At 71.1% G+C, this 20880-nt stretch carries 17 protein-coding genes and 1 tRNA gene; 10 read left to right on the top strand and 8 right to left on the bottom strand.

From position 1 onward, the window contains the following. Positions 1-14 precede the first annotated feature (14 nt). The 6 genes from MCBMB27_RS05480 (at position 15) to MCBMB27_RS05455 (ending at position 5584) form a co-directional block, all read left to right on the top strand. Positions 15-278, top strand: coding sequence for a hypothetical protein (locus MCBMB27_RS05480; protein WP_075380025.1), 264 nt, complete (start codon positions 15-17; stop codon positions 276-278). 100 nt (positions 279-378) lie between these two features. Next, positions 379-609: a hypervirulence associated TUDOR domain-containing protein gene (locus MCBMB27_RS05475; RefSeq protein WP_043385962.1), complete on the top strand. Its 231-nt coding sequence runs from the start codon at positions 379-381 to the stop codon at positions 607-609. Between the two features lie 116 nt (positions 610-725). Next, on the top strand, positions 726-1217 hold the full coding sequence (locus tag MCBMB27_RS05470) for a (2Fe-2S)-binding protein (protein WP_043345413.1): 492 nt from the start codon (positions 726-728) through the stop codon (positions 1215-1217). Beyond that, the gene (locus tag MCBMB27_RS05465; protein ID WP_043756687.1) at positions 1214-2257 is read left to right on the top strand and encodes an FAD binding domain-containing protein; all 1044 of its coding nucleotides are present in this window, start codon (positions 1214-1216) and stop codon (positions 2255-2257) included. The genes MCBMB27_RS05470 and MCBMB27_RS05465 overlap by 4 nt, the downstream gene beginning before the upstream one ends. 10 nt (positions 2258-2267) lie before the next feature. Next, positions 2268-4532 carry a xanthine dehydrogenase family protein molybdopterin-binding subunit gene (locus MCBMB27_RS05460; protein ID WP_051044588.1) on the top strand — a complete coding sequence of 755 codons (2265 nt, stop codon included), beginning with the start codon at positions 2268-2270 and terminating at the stop codon, positions 4530-4532. A gap of 116 nt (positions 4533-4648) precedes the next feature. Beyond that, the gene (locus tag MCBMB27_RS05455; protein ID WP_075380024.1) at positions 4649-5584 is read left to right on the top strand and encodes a dihydrodipicolinate synthase family protein; all 936 of its coding nucleotides are present in this window, start codon (positions 4649-4651) and stop codon (positions 5582-5584) included. Positions 5585-5678: 94 nt separating this feature from the next. Here MCBMB27_RS05455 and MCBMB27_RS05450 read toward each other — a convergent pair whose 3' ends face one another. Both MCBMB27_RS05450 and MCBMB27_RS05445 read right to left on the bottom strand, forming a co-directional pair. Further along, positions 5679-8105 carry a membrane-bound PQQ-dependent dehydrogenase, glucose/quinate/shikimate family gene (locus MCBMB27_RS05450; RefSeq protein ID WP_075381877.1) on the bottom strand — a complete coding sequence of 809 codons (2427 nt, stop codon included), beginning with the start codon at positions 8103-8105 and terminating at the stop codon, positions 5679-5681. A 211-nt stretch (positions 8106-8316) separates the two neighbouring features. Continuing rightward, a complete protein-coding gene (locus tag MCBMB27_RS05445; RefSeq protein WP_043756683.1) occupies positions 8317-9588 on the bottom strand; it encodes an efflux RND transporter periplasmic adaptor subunit in 1272 nt (423 codons plus the stop codon). Between the two features lie 191 nt (positions 9589-9779). Here MCBMB27_RS05445 and MCBMB27_RS05440 point away from each other — a divergent pair, with 191 nt between their 5' ends. From MCBMB27_RS05440 to purD, 3 genes are all read left to right on the top strand, one after another. Next, positions 9780-11003, top strand: coding sequence for an oxalate decarboxylase family bicupin (locus MCBMB27_RS05440; protein ID WP_075380023.1), 1224 nt, complete (start codon positions 9780-9782; stop codon positions 11001-11003). Between the two features lie 84 nt (positions 11004-11087). Further along, positions 11088-11423, top strand: a complete 336-nt coding sequence (locus tag MCBMB27_RS05435; RefSeq protein ID WP_075380022.1) for a hypothetical protein — start codon at positions 11088-11090, stop codon at positions 11421-11423. Between the two features lie 96 nt (positions 11424-11519). After that, positions 11520-12794 (top strand): phosphoribosylamine--glycine ligase, encoded by a 1275-nt coding sequence (purD, locus tag MCBMB27_RS05430; protein WP_043385979.1) that lies wholly within the window; start codon positions 11520-11522, stop codon positions 12792-12794. Between the two features lie 160 nt (positions 12795-12954). Here purD and ggt read toward each other — a convergent pair whose 3' ends face one another. Continuing rightward, positions 12955-14724 (bottom strand): gamma-glutamyltransferase, encoded by a 1770-nt coding sequence (ggt, locus tag MCBMB27_RS05425; RefSeq protein ID WP_075380021.1) that lies wholly within the window; start codon positions 14722-14724, stop codon positions 12955-12957. 217 nt (positions 14725-14941) lie between these two features. Continuing rightward, positions 14942-15952: a 1-aminocyclopropane-1-carboxylate deaminase gene (locus MCBMB27_RS05420; protein ID WP_043385983.1), complete on the bottom strand. Its 1011-nt coding sequence runs from the start codon at positions 15950-15952 to the stop codon at positions 14942-14944. A 254-nt stretch (positions 15953-16206) separates the two neighbouring features. Between MCBMB27_RS05420 and MCBMB27_RS05415 the strand changes: the two genes are divergently transcribed. After that, complete coding sequence (locus MCBMB27_RS05415) at positions 16207-16671, top strand: Lrp/AsnC family transcriptional regulator (RefSeq protein WP_043385985.1); 465 nt, start codon at positions 16207-16209, stop codon at positions 16669-16671. A gap of 38 nt (positions 16672-16709) precedes the next feature. Here the strand turns inward: MCBMB27_RS05415 and MCBMB27_RS05410 are convergent, their stop codons facing one another. The 4 genes from MCBMB27_RS05410 to MCBMB27_RS05395 all read right to left on the bottom strand — a co-directional run bounded on the left by MCBMB27_RS05410 (position 16710) and on the right by MCBMB27_RS05395 (position 20835). Beyond that, positions 16710-18053 carry a replication-associated recombination protein A gene (locus tag MCBMB27_RS05410; protein WP_043385987.1) on the bottom strand — a complete coding sequence of 448 codons (1344 nt, stop codon included), beginning with the start codon at positions 18051-18053 and terminating at the stop codon, positions 16710-16712. 99 nt (positions 18054-18152) lie between these two features. Next, positions 18153-19610, bottom strand: coding sequence for a Do family serine endopeptidase (locus tag MCBMB27_RS05405; RefSeq protein WP_043347519.1), 1458 nt, complete (start codon positions 19608-19610; stop codon positions 18153-18155). 126 nt (positions 19611-19736) lie between these two features. After that, positions 19737-20222 carry a Ros/MucR family transcriptional regulator gene (locus MCBMB27_RS05400; protein ID WP_043347515.1) on the bottom strand — a complete coding sequence of 162 codons (486 nt, stop codon included), beginning with the start codon at positions 20220-20222 and terminating at the stop codon, positions 19737-19739. A gap of 536 nt (positions 20223-20758) precedes the next feature. Continuing rightward, a tRNA-Met gene (locus MCBMB27_RS05395) sits at positions 20759-20835 on the bottom strand. Positions 20836-20880 lie beyond the last annotated feature (45 nt).

Genomic DNA, 20880 nt, shown 5'->3' with positions numbered 1-20880 from the left:
AGGAGGCGCCAGGCATGGCCGACGACGTGAACGGACTCTCCGACAAGGCCCTCTCGATCTTCGCCTTCGCGGCCTATCACCGCCTCGTCAGCGGCGAAAAGGTCACCGCGGTGATCCGCCGGGACGGCGCCGGCCACGAGGCCGATCCGGAGGGGGTCAAGGAGTTGGAGGGGCGTGGCCTCGTCACCGCCGGCGAGACCGACATCGACCTCGGCGAGGCCGCGCAGGCCGCGGTCGAGACGATGGTCGCGGCCCTGCGCCGGGAGGTCGGCCGGTGAGCCGGGAACGGGTCGATCCGCCTGCGGCATTCCGGCCGTGGAAACCCGGGAACGCCCCTGCCCCGGGGCGCCTTTCCCCGCATCCACGATGGAGACGCACATGACCGCCAAGGCGAAGGTGAAGACCGGGGACGATGTCACCTACAAGTGGGGCCAGGGCACCGTCTCGGGCGAGGTGACCAAGGTCCACACCCAGGATGTCAAGAAGACCATCAAGGGCAACACGGTCAAGCGCGAGGCCTCGAAGGCGGAGCCGGCCCTGGAGATCAAGACCGCCAAGGGCAAGACGGTGCTGAAATCCGTCTCGGAGGTTAAGGTCAAGTCTGCATAAGCGCCCGACCTGTGCGTGCCGTGATCTTGCGCACATCGCTTTTTGCTTAAGGTCTCGCCGGGAGCGGGGCGGCGGCTATCTGTAACGGTTCCAGCCTTCGAAGCCGGGACCGCCGCATGACCATTCCCCTCAGGCTCACCCTGAACGGACAGCCGCGCGAGATCGCCCTCGACGATCCGCGCGTCACCCTCCTCGATCTCCTGCGCGAGCGCCTCGGCCTGACGGGCGCCAAGAAGGGCTGCGACCGCGGCCAGTGCGGCGCCTGCACGGTGCTGGTGGACGGGCGGCGCATCAACAGCTGCCTGACCCTCGCCGCGAGCCTCGACGGGGCCGAGGTGCTGACCATCGAGGGGCTCGCCGAGGGCGACCGGCTGCACCCCGTCCAGGCGGCCTTCATCGCCCATGACGGCTTCCAGTGCGGCTTCTGCACCCCCGGCCAGATCATGAGCGCGGTCGGCCTGATCCGCGAGGGCCACGCCGGTACCGATCCGGAGCGCATCCGCGAGGGCATGAGCGGCAATCTCTGCCGCTGCGGCGCCTACGCGGGCATCCTGGAGGCCGTAAAGGACGCGGCCGGCCAAGCGGAGCACCGGGAGGACGCGGCGTGAGGACCTTCGACTACATCCGCCCGGCGAGCGTGCCGGAGGCCGTGGCGGCCGGGCAGGTTCCGGGTACCGCCTTCCTCGCCGCCGGCACCAACCTCGTCGACCTGATGAAGGGCGGCGTCGCCACCCCGGAGCGGGTCGTCGACATCACCCGGCTCCCCGGCCTGTCGTCGATCGAGCGGCTGCCGGACGGCGCCACCCGAATCGGCACGCTGGTGCGCAACAGCGACCTCGCCCACGACGCGATGTTCGAAAAAACCTACCCGATGGTGGCCGAGGCCCTGCTGGCCGGCGCCTCGGCGCAATTGCGCAACGCCGCCACGGTCGGCGGCAACCTGATGCAGCGCACCCGCTGCCCCTTCTTCACCGACGCGGTCTCGCCTTGCAACAAGCGCGCGCCCGGCTCCGGCTGCGCGGCCTTGGGGCACGCCACCCGCATCCACGCCGTCCAGGGCTGGAGCGATCACTGCATCGCCACCCACCCGTCCGATTTCTGCGTGCCGCTCGCCGCCCTCGACGCGGTGGTGGAGATCGCCGGGCCGGACGGCGCCCGGGAGGTGCCGCTCACCGCGTTCCACCACCTCCCCGGCGACCATCCGGAGCGGGAGACGGAGCTGCAGCCGGGCGAGCTGATCACCGGCCTGCGCCTGCCCCCCGAGGCGGCGTCCTTCCGGGGCCATGCCCGCTATCTCAAGGTCCGCGACCGCACATCCTACGCCTTCGCGGTGGTCTCGGCGGCGGCCGCCCTCACCCTGGAGGCCGGCGGCCGGATCGGGCAGGCCCGGCTCGCCCTGGGCGGGCTGGCGCTGAAGCCCTGGCGGGTGGCGGAGGCCGAGGCGGCGCTCTCCGGACAGGCACCCTCCCCCGAGGCCTTCGCGAAGGCCGCCGCCGCGGCGCTGGCCGGCGCCAAGCCCACCGGCGAGGCCAACGCCTTCAAGATCGAGCTCGCCCGCCGGGTGGCGATCCGCGCGCTGACCCAGGCCGCCGCCGGGACGCCCGCCCGGATCCCGGCGCTCCCCGCCTCCCCGTTCGGCATCGTCTGAGGAGACCCGCATGACCGCGACCTCCACGCCCGCCTCGAACCGCCCCGCCGGCGCGATCCGGCACGGCTCCAGCATCGGCCAGCCGCTGACCCGGCGCGACGGCCCCCTCAAGGTGACCGGCCAAGCCCGCTTCTCCGCCGACAACCTGCCCCCCGGGACCCTCCACGCGGCGCTCTGCGTCGCCCGGATCGCCCGCGGTCGCGTCACCGGCCTCGATGTGGCCGCCGCCGAGGCCCATCCCGGCGTCGTGGCGGTGATGCGGCCGGGGCACGCCCCGGCGCTCGCCAAGGATCCGGATGCCAAGGACGGGCCGTTCACCTTCCGCCTCGACCTCCTGCAGAACGACCGGGTCCGCTACGCCAACCAGCCCATCGCCGTGGTGATCGCCGAGACCCTGGAGGCGGCCACCGAAGGAGCCCGGCTGCTCGCCCCGACCTACGCGGCCGAGACCCCGCGGATCGGGCTCGATTCCGGCGAGGCCTTCACGCCGGATTCGGTCGGCGTCGGTGCGCCGCCGGTGGAGACCGACGGCGACGTCGAGGCCGGGCTCGCGGCCGCGTCGAAGACGATCGCCGCCACCTACGAGACGCCGGCCCAGTACCACAATGCCATGGAGCCCCACGCGGCGGTGGCCAGCTGGGACGGGGACCGGCTGACGCTCCTGATGCCGACCCAGGCGCTCGCCATGTCGCAGGCCCGGCTCGCCGGCCTGTTCGGCATCCGCCCCGAGGACATCCACATCGACAGCCCCTATCTCGGCGGCGGTTTCGGCTCGAAGGGCGTGCCGGCCGGGCCGCAGGTGCTCGCCTGCATGGCGGCCAAGCTCGTGGGCCGGCCGGTGAAGCTCGTGCCGACCCGGACCCAGATGTACGGTCCCATGGGCCATCGCGGGCCGACCCGGCAGACGATCCGGCTCGGCGCCGACGCCGCCGGCAAGCTCACGGCGCTGGACCACCACATCCGCACCGCCTCGTCGAGCTTCGACGATTTCTTCGAGCCGGCGGGCCGGGCGACCAGCACCCTCTACGCGAGCCCCGCCATCGCCATCCGGCACGAGGCGGTGCGCCTCGACACCGGCACGCCGCTGTTCATGCGCGCCCCCGGCGAGGCCACCGGCAGCGTCGCCCTGGAGAGCGCGCTGGACGAGATGGCCTTCGCGCTCGGCATGGACCCGCTGGAGTTCCGGCTCGCCAACTACGCCGAGGTCGAGCCGATCACCGGCAAGCCGTTCTCCTCGAAGGCCCTGCGGGACTGCTACCGGCGGGGCGCCGAGGCCTTCGGCTGGGCCGGGCGGCCGCTCCAGCCCCGCCAGACCCGCGACAGGGACGGGTTCCTGGTCGGCACCGGCATGGGCACCGCCACCTTCCCGGCGCTGATCTTCGAGGGGATGGCCCGGGCCGAGATCCGCGCCGACGGCACCGGCACGGTGGAGCTCGGGGCGATCGACATGGGCCAGGGATCCTGGACGGCGCTCGCCCAGATCGCCGCCGACGGGCTCGGGATCGGGATGGACGCCCTCACCTTCAGGATGGGCTCCTCGGACCTGCCGAATGCCGGGATCGCGGGGGGCTCCGGCCACACCGCCACCGCCGGCGGCGCGATCCACGCGGCCGCCGCCGACGTGATCCGGCAGCTCGCGGAGCTGGCCACCAACGACCCCGCCTCCCCGCTCTACGGCGCCGGCAATGCCGGCGTCACCGCGGCGGACGGGCGGCTCACCCGGCGCGACGATCCGGGCCGGGGCGAGTCCGTCACGGACATCCTCAAGCGGGCCGGCCGCGCCAGCATCGAGGGCCAGGGCAAGGCCGGGGCCGATCCGGCCGCGCAGGCGTCCTACGCCATGCACGCCCACGGCGCGGTCTTCGCCGAGGTGAAGGTCGATCCCGATCTCGGCCAGATCCGGGTAAGCCGCCTCACCGGTGCCTTCGCGGCGGGCCGGGTGATCAACCCGCGCCTCGTCCAGAGCCAGTATTACGGCGGGATGATCTGGGGCCTGTCCTTCGCCCTGCACGAGCGGGCCGAGATGGATCCGCGCACCGGCCGCTTCCTCAACGACAATCTCGCCGAGTACCACGTGCCGGTGAACGCCGACGTGCCCGCCATGGAGGCGATCCTGGTCCACGAGGACGATGCGGTGGTGAACGCGCTCGGCGTGAAGGGCGTCGGCGAGATCGGCATCACCGGTACGGTGGGGGCCATTGCCAACGCGGTCTGGCACGCCACCGGCGTTCGGGTGCGCGAGATGCCGATCACCCTGGACAAGCTGCTGGGCTGACCGAACGGCCTGACCGAAGGCCGATCCCGTCCCGGGTGCGTCGCAGCGCCCGGGATTTTTGAGTATGGGCATACCCACCGGCGGCCGGCGGTCGCCGCAGCAGCACGGAGACCGGTATGCCTCTCACCAGCGACATTCGCGGCGTCGTGCCGATCGCCCCGACGCCGTTCCATCCGGATGGCCGGATCGACGAGGTCTCCCTCGACCGGATGACCGATTTCTTCGGGGCTGCGGCCGTCGACGGCCTGACGATTCTCGGCCAGCTCGGTGAGGCCGGCAAGCTCGACCACGCGGAGGGCCTCGCGGTGGCCAAGCGCGTCCTCGGGCGCACCCGGCTGCCGGTCATCGTCGGCGTCACGGCGCCGGGCTTCGCGGCCATGCGGGCCCTCGCGCGGGAGGTGATGGAGCTGGGCGCCGCCGGCGTGATGATCGCGCCGCCCAACACGCTGCGCACCGACGATCAGGTGGTCGGCTATTACCGCACCGCCGCCGAGGCGATCGGGCCGGACGTGCCCTTCGTGCTGCAGGATTACCCCCTCACCTTCTCGGTCCAGATGACCCCGGGGGTGATCCGCCGGATCGTGTCGGAGAACCCCTCCTGCGTGATGCTCAAGCACGAGGACTGGCCCGGCCTGGAGAAGATCTCGGCGCTGCGCGGCTTCGAGCGCGACGGCTCCATGCGCCACATCTCTATCCTCGTGGGGAATGGCGGCCTGTTCCTCGATTTCGAGACCGAGCGCGGCGCCGACGGGGCCAATACCGGCTACGCCTTCCCGGAGATGCTGGTCGACGTGGTCCGCCTCGGCCGGGCCGGCGAGCGCGACGCCGCCCACGACCTGTTCGACGCCCACCTCCCCTATCTGCGCTACGAGCAGCAGCAGGGCCCGCTGGGGCTCGCGGTGCGGAAATACGTGTTCATGCGCCGGGGAATTTTTTCATCCGACGCCCAGCGCAAGCCGTCGCAGGCGCTCACCGCGCAGGCGAAGGCCGAGGTCGAGTACCTGCTGGCCCGCCTCGCCCGCATCGACGCGCGGGCGCGGCTCACGGGCTAGAACGCCCCCTGCCCGGTCGGAGAGCCGGGCCCTCCGGCGCCATCCGTTCCGGCGCGAGGCCGGCGATCCCCGGGCTCGCGCCGCGGGCGCCGGCTCACGGAAGCCGGAAGGCGATGACCGAATCGCCCGGCGTGGTGCCGAGCGAGCCGTGCCCGCCCGCCGCGATCACCACGTATTGCCGGCCGTCCTTGCCGCGATAGGTCATCGGCGTGGCCTGACCGCCGGCCGGCAGCGTCATGGACCACAGGACCGCCCCGGTCTGCATGTCGTAGCCGCGGATACGGTCGTCGAGCGTGGCGGCCGTGAACGCGACGCCACCGGCCGTGGCCAGGGTGCCGCCATGGGCCAGCATACCCATGGCGAACGGGATCGGGACCGCGACCCCGCCGATCTTCTGCCCGGCGACGGTGCCGTTGCGGTGCCTCCAGGCGGTTGTGCCGTCCGCGAGGTTCACGCCGACCCGCACGCCCCAGGGCGGCGCGTTGCACGGGACGCCGAGGGCCGAGCGCATGTGCGCGATGGACACCGCGTAGGGGCCGCCGAGATTCTCGTTGCCCGGGGCGGAATCCGGATCGGTGGTGATGAGGCGCCGGTCGGGCTCGTTCGCCGGGCGCGGGAGCAGGCGGTAGAGGTAGGGCAGGTATTGCGGCGTCGCGATCATCCAGTGATGGACCGGATCGACGGCCACCGAGCCCCAGTTGAACACCCCGATATTGCCGGGCCAGATGATCGCGCCGCCTGACGCCTGCGGCGGCGTGAACGGGTTGCCGTCGTAGCGGTTCGACCGGAAGGCGAGACGGCACTGGATCTGGTCGAAGGGCGTGATGCCCCACATGTCGGCCTCCCTCAGCGGCGCCGGCGTGAAGCGGAGCGACGAGACCGGCTGGACCGGAGACGGCGCCTCTCCCGGGATGTCGGTCCGGGTCGAGACCGAGACCTCGGAGACCGGCCGGATCGGAGCGCCGGTGCGGCGGTCGAGGACCCAGACATTGCCGACCTTGGTGGGGATCAGGATCGCCGGCAGCGTCCCGTCGCCCTGCGGCAGGGTCAGGAGGACCGGCTGGGACGGATTATCGCGGTCCCACAGGTCGTGATACGTGGTCCGGAAGGCCCAGCGCAGCTTGCCGGTCTCCAGGTCGAGAGCCGCCAGGGCGTCGACGAGGGCCTCGTCCGCCTTCGACCGGGACACGCCGACCTGATCGGGCGCCCGGTTGCCGAACGGCACGTAGACGAGCCCCAGAGCCTCGTCGGCCGAAAACTGCGTCCAGGCCACCGCCGAGTTGGGCTCGTAGAGTGCACCGGGCTGCAGCGGTTCGGTCGCGTCGGGCTTGCCGGCGTCGAACTTCCAGACGATCGCGCCGGTGTGCACGTCGAAGGCGCGGATCACGCCCGACGGATTCTCCGCGTAGTAATTGTCGGCGATCGCGCTCCCGAGGACGACGAGGTTCCGGGTCACCAGCGGCGCCGAGGTCTGCTGATAGGCGGCACGCCGGAGGTTCGGCATCTGCGCCGTCAGATCGACGAACCCGTCCGCCCCGAAGGTCCGGCACGGGACTCCGGTATCGGCATTCAGCGCGTAGAGCCGCGCATCGACCGAGGCGGCGATGATCCGGCGCGGGCATTCGGCGACCGCCGCCGCGACGGCGCCCGCCGTCGCCGGATCCGCCTCCGCCGGCGGCGCGTAGCCGGTCGAGTCGTTGTAGGACACGCCGCGACAGGTCTGGTGCTGGTACTGGCCGTCCCGCGCCATCTGCGGGTCGAAGGCCCAGACCAGCCGGCCGGTCTCGGGTTCCAGGGCCTGCACGATGTTGTGGGGCGTGCAGAGATAGAGCAGCCCGTTCACCTTGATCGGCGTGGCCTCGAAGGTGAATTCCTTCGAATCCGTCCGGCCGTCGCCGCGCAGGTCGCCCGTATGGTGCTCCCAGGCCACCGTGAGGCCCTGGACATTGCCCACGGTGATGTCCTCGAGGGCCGAGTAGCGCTGGCCGAGATTGGTGCCGCCATAGGCGACCCAGTCGTCGGCCGGATAGGGGACGCCGCTCGGATCGACGGCGGCCCTCGCCTCCGCGACCTTCGGCAGGATGCCGTGCGTCTCGACCGGATCGACGAACCAGGAAGCGGTGCTCGCGGCCGCGATGAGCAGGACGACGGCCCGGAGGGCGAGCGGGCCGTTTCCGAGGCTCGGCGCCCAGGCCCGTTCGGGCGCGTCCCGCAGGCGATGCACCACGACGGGCAGGCAGAGGACTAGGCCGAGGGCGAAGATCAGGGCGCCGCGCGGGATCCATTGCCATTTGTCGAGCCCGACCTCGACGATCGTCCAGATGAAGGACGCCGCCAGAATCAGGGCATAGATCCAGAGGCCGCTCTGGCGGCGCCGGGTCAGCTGGATGCCGGAGGCCAGCAAACCGACCCCCAGGGCGAGGTAGAACGACGATCCCCCCGCGAAGGCCAGCTTCGCCCCGAAGAATGCCAGGGCCAGGCCAAGCAGCGCGATCGATAGTGCGAGGGTTCCGAGTGCCACGGTGATCAACCTGATCCTTGAGCCAGCCGGCCACGACGGCGCCGGGGGTCGACCCCGCGGCGGAGCACCGTCTGTCCGACGGCTTATGCCGGTTGTGGCTGTCCCAAGGCTGGACAGGCCCGCCTGCAGGGGGGGCCTGACGCCCGACAGGCAGCAGCAGCAGCAGCGGCAGGCAGCAGCGGCCGGATCGCCCTGGACCGCGTGCCGCCGTTCACGCCCCCGCCTTGTCCTCCGGACGCAGGACGACCCTGTCACCGTCGCGCAATGAGGCCGGCGGCCCCACGACGACGCGCTCGCCGCCGTTCAGGCCGTCGCGCAACTCCAGCAGCGTGCGCGTCTGGCGGAAGATCGTGACCGGGCGCATCCGCACCACGCCGGTCCCGTCCCCGGCCGGCTCGATCATCGCCACGCGGGTCCCGTGCTGGTCGAAGATCAGGGCCTCGTTCGGCACCGTCACGGCGGGCGAGGACCGGGGGATCTCCAAAGTGACGGTGATGTAGAGCCCGGCTCGCAACGTGCCGTCCGGATTGGGGAGGTCGACCTGGGTCGCCAGCGTCCGCGCGGTGGAGAGCAGGGTCGTCGACGAGCGCGAGACCTTGCCGGGGAAGACCCTGCCGGGGATCTGCGCCACCTCGACCCTGGCGTCGAGTCCGTCGCGGACGTCGTCGGCGGCGTAGAGCGGCACGTTCACCGCCATGCGCAGCACGTCGTCCCGCGCCAGGGTCAGGAGCGGCGCGCCCGTGTTCGTGTCCGCCGTCACCGCGTCGCCGACATCGTTGTTGCGGGTGGTCACCACCCCGTCGAAGGGCGCGCGGATCTCCTCGAAGCCGGTCAGGACCTTGAGCCGGGCGACCTGCGCCTCCTGCGCGGCGATGTTGGCCTCGGCCACCTTCACGGCCGCCTTGGCGGCGTCGACATTGGCGGTCTGCGCCAGCACCCCGGCCTGGGAGGTGTCGGCGTTCTGCCGGGTCTCGACCCCGGTGCCGGCGAGCGTCGCGGTCCGCCGGTTGGTCACGTCGGCGAGGTGACGGTTGGCCTCGGCCTGGTCGACCATCGCCCGTGCCTGAATCAGCGCCGCCTGGAGCTGAAGCGCCTGCGACTGCGCCTGGACCAGCTGCTGGTCGAGGTCGGGCGCGCTGATCCGGAACAGCAGGTCGCCCTTCTTCACGTGCGTGCCGATATCGACCTTGCGCTCGACGATGTAGCCGGTCGCCCGTGGATAGAGGCCGGCGGTATCGAAGGCTTGGGTGGTGCCCGTCTGGGTCAGGCTGAAGGTGTCGGAGGCCCGGGCGGCCCGGGCGACCCGCACAGCCGGTGGCTTTGCCGCGGCAGCCGGTTCCGAGCTCGCCGCCCGGGACTGTTCCGGCCAGTGGCGGTAGCCGAGGAGACCCGCGCCCGCCAGCGCGAGCAGGGCGATCCACAGGCGGCCGTGGGACGCGGCGCGGCCGGCCTCGCCCGCGGCTGAACTGTCCCGATCCGCCATCCTCGCCCTCGGGTCGCGCCCCGTGCACCGCTCGGGCGCTCGTCCCCCAATCGGGACGCGTCTGATCGTGCATTCAAGATATAGATCGCGCGCAGGCTCCGGGCGAGATGCCGCACTGCACGATGGTGCCCCGTTGCGGATCCTCCCGGCCGGCGTCCGGTTACCCTGCGACAGAGCAGGGACCGAGTGCGATGTCCGAGATTTCCAGGCGTGCCGTCATCGCCGTCGGCGGCGCGATGGTGGCGTCCTCCGCTGCGGCGCAATCCGCCGGGCCGGCCGCGCCCCTCCCCGAGCGCCGGGGCAAGGGCGCCGATATCCTGGGGCCGCAGAATAAGCCCCGGGCCGCCGAGGAGCCGTTCACCCTGGCGCCGCCCGGCACCGACCACGGCACGATGCCGAACCTGAAATGGTCGTTCAGCGACAGCCACATGCGACTGGAGGAGGGAGGCTGGGCGCGCCAGACCACGATCCGCGAGCTGCCGGTCTCGAAGGCCATGGCGGGGGTCAACATGCGGCTCAAGGCCGGCGCGGTCCGCGAGATGCACTGGCACAAGGAGGCCGAGTGGGCCTACATGATCAAGGGCAAGGCCCGGATCACCGCGGTCGACCAAGACGGCCGCACCTTCGCGGACGATGTCGGCGCGGGCGATCTCTGGTACTTCCCGGGCGGCATCCCGCACTCGATCCAGGGGCTCGCCGCCGACGGGATCGACGGCTGCGAATTCCTGCTCGTGTTCGACGACGGCGGCTTCTCGGAGGATTCCACCTTCCTGCTGACCGACTGGCTGGCGCACACGCCCAAGGACGTGCTCGCGAAGAATTTCGGCCTGCCCGAGAGCGCCTTCGCCCGGATCCCCGAGAAGGAGCTCTACATCTTCCCCGGGCCGAAGCCCGGCCCGCTCACGGCCGACCGGATGGGCGGCTCGGGCCCGGTGCCGAAGTCGTTCAGCCACCGGATGCTGGCGCAGGAGCCGATCCGCACCCGGGGCGGCAGCGTGCGCATCACCGATTCCACGGTGTTCCCGGCCTCCGTGACGATCGCCGCAGCGCTGGTCGAGGTCGAGCCCGGGGGCCTGCGCGAGCTGCACTGGCACCCGAATGGCGACGAATGGCAGTACTACCTCTCGGGCAAGGGCCGGATGACCGTGTTCGGCTCGGAATCGAAGGCCCGAACCTTCGACTACCAGGCCGGAGATGTGGGCTACGTGCCATTCGCCATGGGCCATTACATCGAGAATACCGGCGACACGACACTGACATTCTTGGAAATCTTCAAGAGCCCGCGCTATGCCGATATCTCCCTGACCCAGTGGCTGGCTCTGACCCCGCATCCCCTGGTCCAGGCGCATACCGGGCTGGATGCCAAGCTGGTCGAGACCCTTCCGGAGACGAAATCCCCGGTCGTGCCGGGTTGACGCGGCCCGGAACCCGGACCGATCCTGGCGCGTCGAGTTCGAAAGACCACGCGATACATCGCGATACGTTGCACGGAGGGACCCATGCGCCCCGCATCCCGCGCGCTCCTCGCCCTGGCGCTCGCCCTCCCGGTCGGCGCCGCCCAGGCCCAGGTGCAGCAGAACGACCCGAACGCCGCCAACGCCTCGTTCGCCCTGCAGGGTCAGATCCGGGCGCTCAACCAGCAGCGGGTCTCGGATTTCAATACGCTGAACCAGACGATCCAGCGCAACGTCCAATTCGAGTCCTTCGGACCCGTCCTGCCCTATCGCGGCATCCGGGGGGGAGTCCGGAGGGGAATCCATGGAGGCCGTCATCTCGGTCGCCACGGGGGTGGGCTGCGCGGTGGCGTCAACACGGGCGTCTGCATCGGCTGCTGAGCGGCCGGGATATCCGCGCAGAGCGGGGACAGCCCGAAAAAAACCTTTGCCCACCGGCAGGCTTCGCCCACAAGCTCGGTCCATGGTGGCGTGCGCATGAACATTCTCCTGATCGGCTCCGGCGGCCGTGAACACGCCCTGGCGTGGCGGCTGGCCCAGAGCCCCCTCTGCACGCGCCTGTTCACGGCGCCCGGCAATCCCGGCACGGCCCGCCATGGGACGAACCGGCCGGACCTGGCCGTCACGGACCACGCGGCGGTGGCGGCCTTCTGCACGGCGGAATCGATCGGCCTCGTGGTGGTCGGGCCGGAAGCTCCCCTGGTCGCCGGGCTGGTGGACGACCTGAAGGCTGCCGGGATCCGTGCCTTCGGGCCGACCCGCGACGCCGCCCGGCTCGAGGGCTCGAAGGGGTTCACCAAGGACTTGTGCGCTGCCTGCGGCATCCCCACCGCCGCCTTCGCGCGCTTTACCGAACTGGAGCCGGCGCTGGCTTATGTCCGGCAGCAGGGGGCCCCGATCGTCGTGAAGGCGGATGGCCTCGCCGCCGGCAAGGGCGTCACCGTGGCCGAGACCCTCGACCAGGCCGAGGACGCGCTGACCGCCCTGTTCGCCGAGCCCGGCGCCGAGGTGGTGGTCGAGGAGTGCCTGTTCGGCGAGGAGGCGAGCTTCTTCGCCCTGTGCGACGGCACGCGGGCCATTTCCCTCGGCACCGCCCAGGACCACAAGCGGGTCTTCGACGGCGACCGCGGTCCCAACACCGGCGGCATGGGCGCCTATTCCCCCGCCCGGGTGGTCACTCCGGAGATCGAGGCCCGGGTGATGGCCGAGATCATCGCCCCGACGCTCGCCGGCATGCGGGCGCGGGGCTGCCCGTTCACCGGCATCCTCTATGCCGGCCTGATGCTGACCGCCGACGGCCCCAAGCTGATCGAGTACAACACCCGTTTCGGCGACCCCGAGGCGCAGGTGCTGATGCCGCGCCTCGCCTCCGACCTCGTGCCGGCCCTGCTCTCGGCCTGCGAGGGCGACCTCTCCGGCGTAAGCCTAGAATTCGACGCCCAGCGGGCCGCCCTCACCGTGGTGATGGCGGCGGCGGGCTATCCGGGTGCCGTGGTCCGGGGATCGGTGATCCGCGGCGTCGATGGGGCCGAGGGCGACGGGGTTCACGTCTTTCAGGCCGGCACCCGGGCCGAGGGCGGGCAGCTCCTGGCCGATGGCGGCCGGGTCCTGGCGGTCACGGCCTTGGGCGACAGCGTCACGGACGCTCAAGGTCGCGCCTACGCGGCGGTGGCCCGGATCGACTGGCCGGAGGGTTTCTGCCGGCGCGACATCGGGTTCCGGGCGGTGGCACGGGAGGCCGGAGAGGGCTGAGCGGCAGGGTCCGCGGGCGCACGAGCCCGGGCCCTCCCCCTTTTTCGGGCGCACCGCAGGCGCGCCCCGCATCGGCCGGCAGATCCGCGCCTGCACCGTCGAGGGTGCTGGTGAGCGGGTTCCGCCACGACGGGGTTGTTTCGATACAGCCGACCGCGCCCTATTCTCCAACCGCCGCGCCGGCGGGCCTCCGGTTGTCGTTGGCGCCGTAGAGCAGTCCCGGCCGCATCCCCTGCGTGCGCGAAGCGTCGTTGCCCGAGGACGTCGCCTCGGGGAGCGCGGGCGCCGCGGCGCGTACCGCGATCAGCTCCTGCGCCCCCCAGGGCTTCTGCTCGACGAGCGTGTGGCCCATGCTCCGCAGGATCGCTTGCGTGTCCGCCGAGAGCGCGAAGGGCTCGGCGTAGACCGTGTCGGGCAGCCACTGGTGGTGGATGCGCGGGGCGTCCACGGCCTCCTGCGGCGCCATGCCGAAATCCAGCATGTTGATCAGCGTCTGCGCGGTGATCGTGATGATCCGCGAGCCCCCCGGCGAGCCCGCCACCAGCGCGACCTTGCCGTCCCGCAGCACGATCGTGGGCGCCATGGAGGAGAGCGGGCGCTTGCCGGGCTCGATCGCGTTCTTCGTCCCCTGCACGAGGCCGAACAGGTTCGGCACCCCGGTCTTGACGGTGAAGTCGTCCATCTCGTCGTTGAGGAAGAACCCCGTATCGGCGGCGATCACCCCGGCGCCGAAATAGCCGTTGATCGTGTAGGTCAGCGCGGCCGCGTTGCCGGCCTTGTCCATCACCGAGATGTGGGTGGTCTCGGCCCGCTCCCGCGTCTCCAGGCCGGGATCCGGGCGGATCTCGGCGGACGGGGTCGCCCGGTCTGGGCGGATCGAGGCCCGGAGCGTCTCCGCATAGGCCGGCGACAGGAGCCGGTCGACCGGGTTCGCCACGAAGGCCGGATCGCCGAGCAGCAGGTTGCGGTCGGCATAGGCGCGCCGCATGGCCTCGACCATCAGGTGCACGCTTCGCGCGGAGTTGAACCCCGCCGCCCGCAGGTCGTAGCCGTCGAGGATGCCGAGGATCTCGCAGAGCGTGGTGCCGCCCGACGAGGGCGGCGGCGCCGACAGGACGGTGGCGCCCCGGTAGCGGCAGGTCAGCGGCTCGGATTGCGTTACCGTGTAGGCGGCGAAGTCGGCCGCCGTCAGCAGGCCGCCGCCCGCCCGTGAGGCCGCCTCGACGGCCTCGGGGATCGCACCCTTGTAGAACGCGTCCGAGCCGTGATCGGCGATGGCCTGGAGGGTCCGGGCGAGGTCGGCCTGGACCAGCCGGTCCCCGGGGCGCCAGGGGCTGCCGTCCGGGCGCAGGAAGATCCGGGCGACGTTGGCCTGGGCTGCGAACAGCGTGGTGCCGGATTCAAGGATGTCGGTGTCGCCCCGGGTCAGCACGAACCCGTCCCGGGCGAGCGCGATCGCCGGCGCCATCACCCGGGCCAGCGGCAGGGTGCCGTATTCGGCCAGCGCGGTGTTGAGGCCGAGCACGGTCCCGGGCACGCCGGCCGCCTTCCAGCCGCGCAGGCTCGCGCCCTTCACCACGGTGCCGGTCGCGTCGAGATACATATCCCGGGTCGCGGCGGCCGGGGCGGTCTCGCGGAAATTGACGAAGCGGCTGCGCCCGTCGGCGGCGTGCAGCACCAGGAAGCCGCCGCCGCCGAGATTGCCGCAGCAGGGGTTCACCACCGCCTCGGCATAGGCCACCGCCACCGCGGCATCCACGGCGTTGCCGCCGGCCCGGAGGATGTCGGCGCCCACCTGCGAGGCGAGGCGCTGCGACGAGACCACCATCCCGTTCTCGGCCTCCACGGCCGGCCCCGAGGCGGCCCGCGCGGCGGGGCCGCCCAGGGCGAGCAGGGCGGCCAGGAGCAGCGCGCGTGCCGGTGCGATCATCCCTGCCCTCTCCGGTGCGGGTCCCGCGCCGCCATATAGGGGACTGCAGGCCAGAGTCGCGGCCTCCACCCTCCCCCTCATCCCGAGGCGCCGGAGCGCAGCGGAGGCCTCGAAGGAGCCTTCCAGAGGACGCTGCGATCCCTGGAGCCCTCCTTCGAGGCCCGCTGCGCGGTCACCTCAGGATGAGGCGATGGATGGGAGGCGCGTTCGCCCCGGCTCAGCCGTTGCGGAACGTGTAGCTGTAGCCGTTCAGGGCCGGGGCGCCGCCGAGATGGGCGTAGAGCACCTTCGAGCCCTTCGGGAAGAATCCCTTCTTTACGAGGTCGATCATGCCCTGCATCGACTTCCCCTCGTAGACCGGGTCGGTGATCATCCCCTCGAGCCGGGCCGAGAGCCGGATCGCTTCCACGGTCTCCTGCGAGGGCACGCCGTAGACCGGGTAGGCGTAGTCCTCGTTGAGCACCACGTCGTCGGCGACGATGTCGCCCGCGCCGACCAGGGCGGCGGTGTTCTGCGCGATGTCGAGGACCTGGGCCTTGGTCTGGGCCGGGGTGCAGGAGGCGTCGATGCCGATGACGTTGCGGGCGCGCCCGTCGGCGGAGAAGCCCACCAGCATGCCGGCATGGGTCGAGCCCGTGACCGTGCAGACCACCACGTAGTCGAAGCGCAGGCCCATCTCGGCCTCCTGCTTGCGCACCTCCTCGGCGAAGCCCACATAGCCGAGCCCGCCGTATTTGTGCACCGAGGCGCCGGCCGGGATCGCGTAGGGCTTGCCGCCTTCGGCCTCGACCTCGGCGAGCGCCCGCTTCCAGCTGTCGCGGATGCCGATGTCGAATCCGTCATCCACGAGCTGCGTCTGCGCGCCCATGATCCGCGACAGGAGGATGTTGCCGACCCGGTCGTAGACGGCGTCCTCGTGGGGCACCCAGGCCTCCTGGATCAGCCGGCACTTCATGCCGATCTTGGCGGCGACCGCCGCGACCATGCGGGTGTGGTTCGACTGCACGCCGCCGATCGACACCAGCGTGTCGGCGCCGCTCTTGATCGCGTCCGGGACGATGTATTCGAGCTTGCGCAGCTTGTTGCCGCCATAGGCGAGGCCGGAATTGCAATCCTCGCGCTTGGCGAAGATCTCAACCTCGCCGCCGAGATGAGCCGTCAGGCGCTTGAGCGGCTCGATCGGCGTCGGGCCAAAGGTCAGGGGATAGCGCTCGAACTGTGCCAGCATCGGGTCTCTCCAGATCTCGGGACGCGCCCGGGGGCAGGAGCGGTCTCCGTCCGGCCCGGATGCATCGAGGCGAGGCCCCGAGAACGGCCGGGCCGTGAGGTCCCGGCTCCTATCTTCGAGGCGCAGGGAAAACTACCCGATTTGCAATGAAAGGTGCTCTCGATCTTTGGGCGTCGAAGGCCGGTCTCTTGCGTTGCCAGGCCAGAATCACGCAGGAAAGTCCGGTTCTCCAGTCGAACATGAAAGAATCGTCCATGTCCGAAGGGCTCGACCGGATCGACCAGAAGATCCTGCGCCTGCTCCAGGCGGACGGTCGGATGGCCAATGCCGAGATCGCCGAGCGGGTCGGCACCAGCGCGGCCACCTGCCACCGCCGGATCCAGCGCCTGTTCGCGGACGGGTTCGTGCGGGCGGTCCGGGCGCTGATCGATCCGATGCGGGTCGGACGCGGTACCCTGGTCTTCGTCGGCGTCGTGCTCGACCGCTCGACCCCCGAGAGCTTTTCCGAATTCGAGGCTGCCGTGCGGGCGATTCCCGTGCTCCTCGATTGCCATCTCGTGGCCGGCGACTTCGACTACATGCTGAAGATCCGGGTCTCCGACATGGCCGACTTCAACCGCCTCCACAGCGCCACGCTGATCGGCCTGCCGGGGGTGCGCCAGACCCGGACCTTCTTCGTGATGAAGGAGGTGATCGACAACGCGCCCCTCGACCTATGACGCTGTCTTCGCTGCGCTCGCGATGACGTCGGACGCCTCTACGCCTCCCCGCGCCGCTGCTTGCGCAGAGCCTCCCACCGGTCGAGGCGCTCGGCGAGGCGGGTCTCGTAGCCGCGCTCGGTGGGCTCGTAGAGGTGCTGGCGCCCCAGCGCGTCGGGCCAGTAATCCTGTCCCGAGAAGGCATCGGGCTCGTCGTGGTCGTAGCGGTAGCCCTCGCCGTAGCCGATCCGCTTCATCAGCTTGGTCGGCGCGTTGAGGATGGTCCGCGGCGGCGGCAGGGAGCCCGCCTCCTTGGCGAGCCGGGTCGCGGCCTTGTAGGCGGTGTAGACCGCGTTCGATTTCGGCGCGCAGGCGAGGTAGATCGCCGCCTGGGCGAGCGCCAGCTCCCCCTCCGGACTGCCGAGGAAGTCGAAGGCGTCCTTGGCGGCGTTGGCCACCACCAGGGCCTGCGGGTCGGCGAGCCCGATATCCTCCACCGCCATGCGCACCAGCCGGCGGGCGATGAACAGCCGGTCCTCCCCGGCATCGAGCATCCGGCAGAGATAATAGAGCGCCGCGTCCGGATCCGAGCCGCGCACGGTCTTATGCAGGGCCGAGATCAGGTTGTAGTGGCCCTCCTGCGCCTTGTCGTAGATCGGCGCCCGCCGCTGCACGATGGCCTGCAGGGCCTCCGCATCGAGAGTCTCCCCCGGTTGCGCCGAGCGCCACACCTCCTCCGCCAGGGTCAGGGCCGCCCGCCCGTCGCCGTCGGCCATGCGGACCAGCACGCCGCGCGCCTCCTCGGTGAGCGGCAGGGCTCGGCCCGTCAGCGCCTCGGCCCGCACCAGCAGCCGCGCGATGGCGCCCGGATCGAGGGCCCGGAACAGCAGCACCCGGGCCCGGGACAGGAGCGCGGCGTTCAGCTCGAACGAGGGGTTCTCCGTCGTCGCCCCCACCAGCGTGACGGTGCCGTCCTCCATGACCGGCAGGAAGGCGTCGAGCTGCGCCCGGTTGAACCGGTGGATCTCGTCGACGAACAGCAGGGTCGCCTGTCCGGTCGCCCGGCGCTTGCGCGCGGCCTCGAACACCTTGCGCAGGTCGGGCACGCCCGAGAAGATCGCCGAGATCTGCTCGAAATGCAGGTCCGTGCCCTGCGCCAGCAGCCGCGCCACGGTGGTCTTGCCGGTGCCGGGCGGTCCCCAGAAGATCAGCGAGCCGAGGCTGCGCCCGCGCAGCAGGCGCGTGAGCGCCCCGCCCTCCCCGGTCAGGTGCTCCTGGCCGACGACCTCGGCAAGGCTCTGCGGCCGCAGGCGGTCTGCGAGGGGGCGGCCCGCCTCGGTGCCGGAGGCGCGGCCGGAATCCGGCGCGGAGGGCGGCTCCGCGGAAGCGAACAGGTCGGACATCTGCGCATCAACACCGGGCGCGACCGGCGGCGCAAGCGGCGCGCCCGACCTTGCCCACGCTTGCCCACGGTCGCGAGCCGGTGCCGGGCTCGCCCGGGATCAGCCGCCGAACACCGAGGTCAGGACCTCGCCGTTGCGGTTGATCGCCACTTCCCAGGAATTGAGGCTGTTGCGGGTGACCCGGTCGAGATCCTTGGTGGTCGCCATCGGCACGCCGTTGACCGCTACGATCACGTCCCCCTTCTGCAGCCCCACCCGGGCGGCGATGGAGTTCTCGTCCACGGCCTGCACGGCCACACCGTCGGCGGGGAAATCGACCTGCATCTCCTCGGCCACCGCAGGCGAGGTGTTCACGAGCGTCGCGCCCAGGAACGGCGAGCGGGTCTTCACCTTGAGCATGTCCCGCGGCCGCGTCTCCGGCGCCGGAGCGAGCTTGACCGCCACCGTCTGGCGGGTCGTGCCGCGCAGGATCCCGAACCGGGCGTTGCCCTGGATGCCCTTGAGGGCGAAGCGGTAGCCGAAGGCCTCCGGGTCGGCCACTTCCTGGCCGTCGACGGTGAGGATCAGGTCGCCGCGCTTCAGGCCCGCCTCCTCGGCGGGGCTCTTGGCCTGCAGGCTCGCCACCAGCACGCCGGTCGGGTGGTCGAGGCCCATGCTGTCGGCGATGTCGGGGGTCACGCTCTGGATGCGCGCGCCGAGCCAGGGCCGGCGCACGATGCCCGCGCCGTCGCGGGCGGCATCGACCACGGCCTTGACCATGCCCACGGGAATCGCGAAGCCGATGCCGTGGCTTCCGCCCGACTGCGAGTAGATCGCGGTGTTGATGCCCACGAGCTGGCCGCGCAGATCGACCAGCGCCCCGCCCGAATTGCCCGGGTTGATCGCCGCGTCGGTCTGAATGAAATACTGATAGTCCGCCGAGCCGACCTGCGTGCGCGCCAGCGCCGAGACGATGCCCTGCGTCACCGTCTGGCCGACGCCGAACGGGTTGCCGATCGCCATCACGAAGTCGCCGACCTCGAGGGCGTCGGCGTCGCCGAACGGCATCGGCACGAGGCCCTTCGGCGGTTCCTTGATCTTGAGCACCGCGAGATCGGTGCGGGTGTCGCGCATCACGATCGTGGCCTCGAACTCGCGCCGGTCCGCCAGGGCGATCCGAACCTCGTTCATGTTGTCGATGACGTGGTTGTTGGTGATCACGAGCCCGTCGGCATCGACCAGCACCCCCGAGCCCAGGGACCGCTGCGCCCGGTCGCCCCGGGGTCCGCGGCCGCCCTCCGGCTCGCCGAAGAAGCGGCGCATGAACTCCTCCATGGCGCTGGTGCGCGCGCTGGAGCGCTTGTCCACATGGGACGCGTAGACGTTCACCACCGAGGGCGCGGCCCGCTTCACCACGGGGGCGAAGGAGAGCTGCACGTCGGCCTTGCTGAGGGGCACGACCTTCGCCGTGCCGTCTTTCGCAGGCTCCCGGGTCTCCGTACGCGCCATCTGCGCCGCGGCCGGGCTGGCGGCCAGCAGGGCTGCGACGAGGGCGGGCAGGGTGAGGCGGGTCAGCATGCAGGTCTCCGGCGTCGGGGCGGGCGCGCCGTCCAGGCCGAGAGAAGGCAGGCGCACCTTGTGGCCCTACGCTATCGAGGCCGATTGCGGCAGGGCGACGACACCTTCACGGCAAGCGGTGCGTCGTCAGACGGCCTCCTTGCTACGGGTCCGCCGCTTCCCGATGGGTTGCGGCGCGGGCTCAGGCTCGGGGGCCGGCGCCGCCGTCGCCGCGCGCGGCTGCCCCAGTCCCAGGGAGCGGGCGAGCTGCGAGCGTTGCTCGGAATAGCTCTGCGCGGTCATCGGGTAGTCGGGGGCGAGGCCCCACTTGGCGCGGTAGGCCTCCGGAGTCAGGCCGCGCAGGGTGAGATGGCGGCGCAGCGTCTTGTAGGGCTTCCCATCCTCGAAGGAGATCAGGAAATCCGAGGTGATCGAGCGCCGGATTTCCTGCGGGGTCGCCTTGGTGGCCGGGGTGGGGGCGCCGGCATCGCAGATCCCTCGGATCGCCGCATGCACCTCGTTGAGGAGGCCGGGCAGATCCGCGCTCTGCACGTGATTGTGGCTCACATAGGCCGAGACGATCTCAGAGGCGAGAGTGACGAAGCGGAGGGAACCGTCGGTCGACTGAGCCATGTCTCGTGCGTTGCCTTCTCGTGATGACGAAGCTCGCCAGAACGCAAGCACTGCGTCGCGATTCGGGCGCCTGATACAATCGCATTTCGAAGATGGGTCAAGTCTTAAATTCAGGATCGGGGTATAAGGGTCCAAACAACGCAAGAAGAGTGATTTTGATCGCTCAACCTCAAGGAGTAATGCCTGCCAGGGCGTCGCTTGTGCGCAATCGATATTGCCACTTTGTCCTTCCGAGTCGGATATGGCCGTCTTCTACAGCCGGAGGGATGCGGCGGCGCGGGCTATAGAGCTTTCAAGCCCGCGGTTACCCGTCGATTGTGCGCTCAGGATGCATTTCCAGCCGCTATCGCGAGCGGGCGAAAGCAACTCCAGCGAGCCCTCTCGGGTGATGGGCGCAATGCGGCGCGAGAGGTCCTGTGGATTCTGGGCGTCGCGGCGGCCGACCTGAAGTCGGGGCAGCTCAGATCCCTCGGCGCAGAGGGGGCGGCCGAACGAAAAAACCCGCCGCGCTTTTGGGCGCGGCGGGTTTGTGTGTTTGGTTGCGGGGACAGGATTTGAACCTGTGACCTTCAGGTTATGAGCCTGACGAGCTACCGGGCTGCTCCACCCCGCGCCAAGAGTGTTTCGGCGTGTCCGGGGCGCCTGCCGCGATGGGCGG

The organism is Methylobacterium phyllosphaerae (assembly GCF_001936175.1).
Taxonomy (GTDB): domain Bacteria; phylum Pseudomonadota; class Alphaproteobacteria; order Rhizobiales; family Beijerinckiaceae; genus Methylobacterium; species Methylobacterium fujisawaense.
This window is presented reverse-complemented; position numbering and strand designations above follow the sequence as displayed.

What these genes read in the sequence shown, in the direction of transcription:
- MCBMB27_RS05480 (WP_075380025.1), top strand. Translation starts at nt 15, where the DNA reads ATGGCCGACGACGTGAACGGACTCTCCGACAAGGCCCTCTCGATCTTC.
- MCBMB27_RS05475 (WP_043385962.1), top strand. Translation starts at nt 379, where the DNA reads ATGACCGCCAAGGCGAAGGTGAAGACCGGGGACGATGTCACCTACAAG.
- MCBMB27_RS05470 (WP_043345413.1), top strand. Translation starts at nt 726, where the DNA reads ATGACCATTCCCCTCAGGCTCACCCTGAACGGACAGCCGCGCGAGATC.
- MCBMB27_RS05460 (WP_051044588.1), top strand. Translation starts at nt 2,268, where the DNA reads ATGACCGCGACCTCCACGCCCGCCTCGAACCGCCCCGCCGGCGCGATC.
- MCBMB27_RS05455 (WP_075380024.1), top strand. Translation starts at nt 4,649, where the DNA reads ATGCCTCTCACCAGCGACATTCGCGGCGTCGTGCCGATCGCCCCGACG.
- MCBMB27_RS05445 (WP_043756683.1), bottom strand. Translation starts at nt 9,588, where the DNA reads ATGGCGGATCGGGACAGTTCAGCCGCGGGCGAGGCCGGCCGCGCCGCG.
- MCBMB27_RS05440 (WP_075380023.1), top strand. Translation starts at nt 9,780, where the DNA reads ATGTCCGAGATTTCCAGGCGTGCCGTCATCGCCGTCGGCGGCGCGATG.
- MCBMB27_RS05435 (WP_075380022.1), top strand. Translation starts at nt 11,088, where the DNA reads ATGCGCCCCGCATCCCGCGCGCTCCTCGCCCTGGCGCTCGCCCTCCCG.
- purD (WP_043385979.1), top strand. Translation starts at nt 11,520, where the DNA reads ATGAACATTCTCCTGATCGGCTCCGGCGGCCGTGAACACGCCCTGGCG.
- ggt (WP_075380021.1), bottom strand. Translation starts at nt 14,724, where the DNA reads ATGATCGCACCGGCACGCGCGCTGCTCCTGGCCGCCCTGCTCGCCCTG.
- MCBMB27_RS05420 (WP_043385983.1), bottom strand. Translation starts at nt 15,952, where the DNA reads ATGCTGGCACAGTTCGAGCGCTATCCCCTGACCTTTGGCCCGACGCCG.
- MCBMB27_RS05415 (WP_043385985.1), top strand. Translation starts at nt 16,207, where the DNA reads ATGTCCGAAGGGCTCGACCGGATCGACCAGAAGATCCTGCGCCTGCTC.
- MCBMB27_RS05410 (WP_043385987.1), bottom strand. Translation starts at nt 18,053, where the DNA reads ATGTCCGACCTGTTCGCTTCCGCGGAGCCGCCCTCCGCGCCGGATTCC.
- MCBMB27_RS05405 (WP_043347519.1), bottom strand. Translation starts at nt 19,610, where the DNA reads ATGCTGACCCGCCTCACCCTGCCCGCCCTCGTCGCAGCCCTGCTGGCC.
- MCBMB27_RS05400 (WP_043347515.1), bottom strand. Translation starts at nt 20,222, where the DNA reads ATGGCTCAGTCGACCGACGGTTCCCTCCGCTTCGTCACTCTCGCCTCT.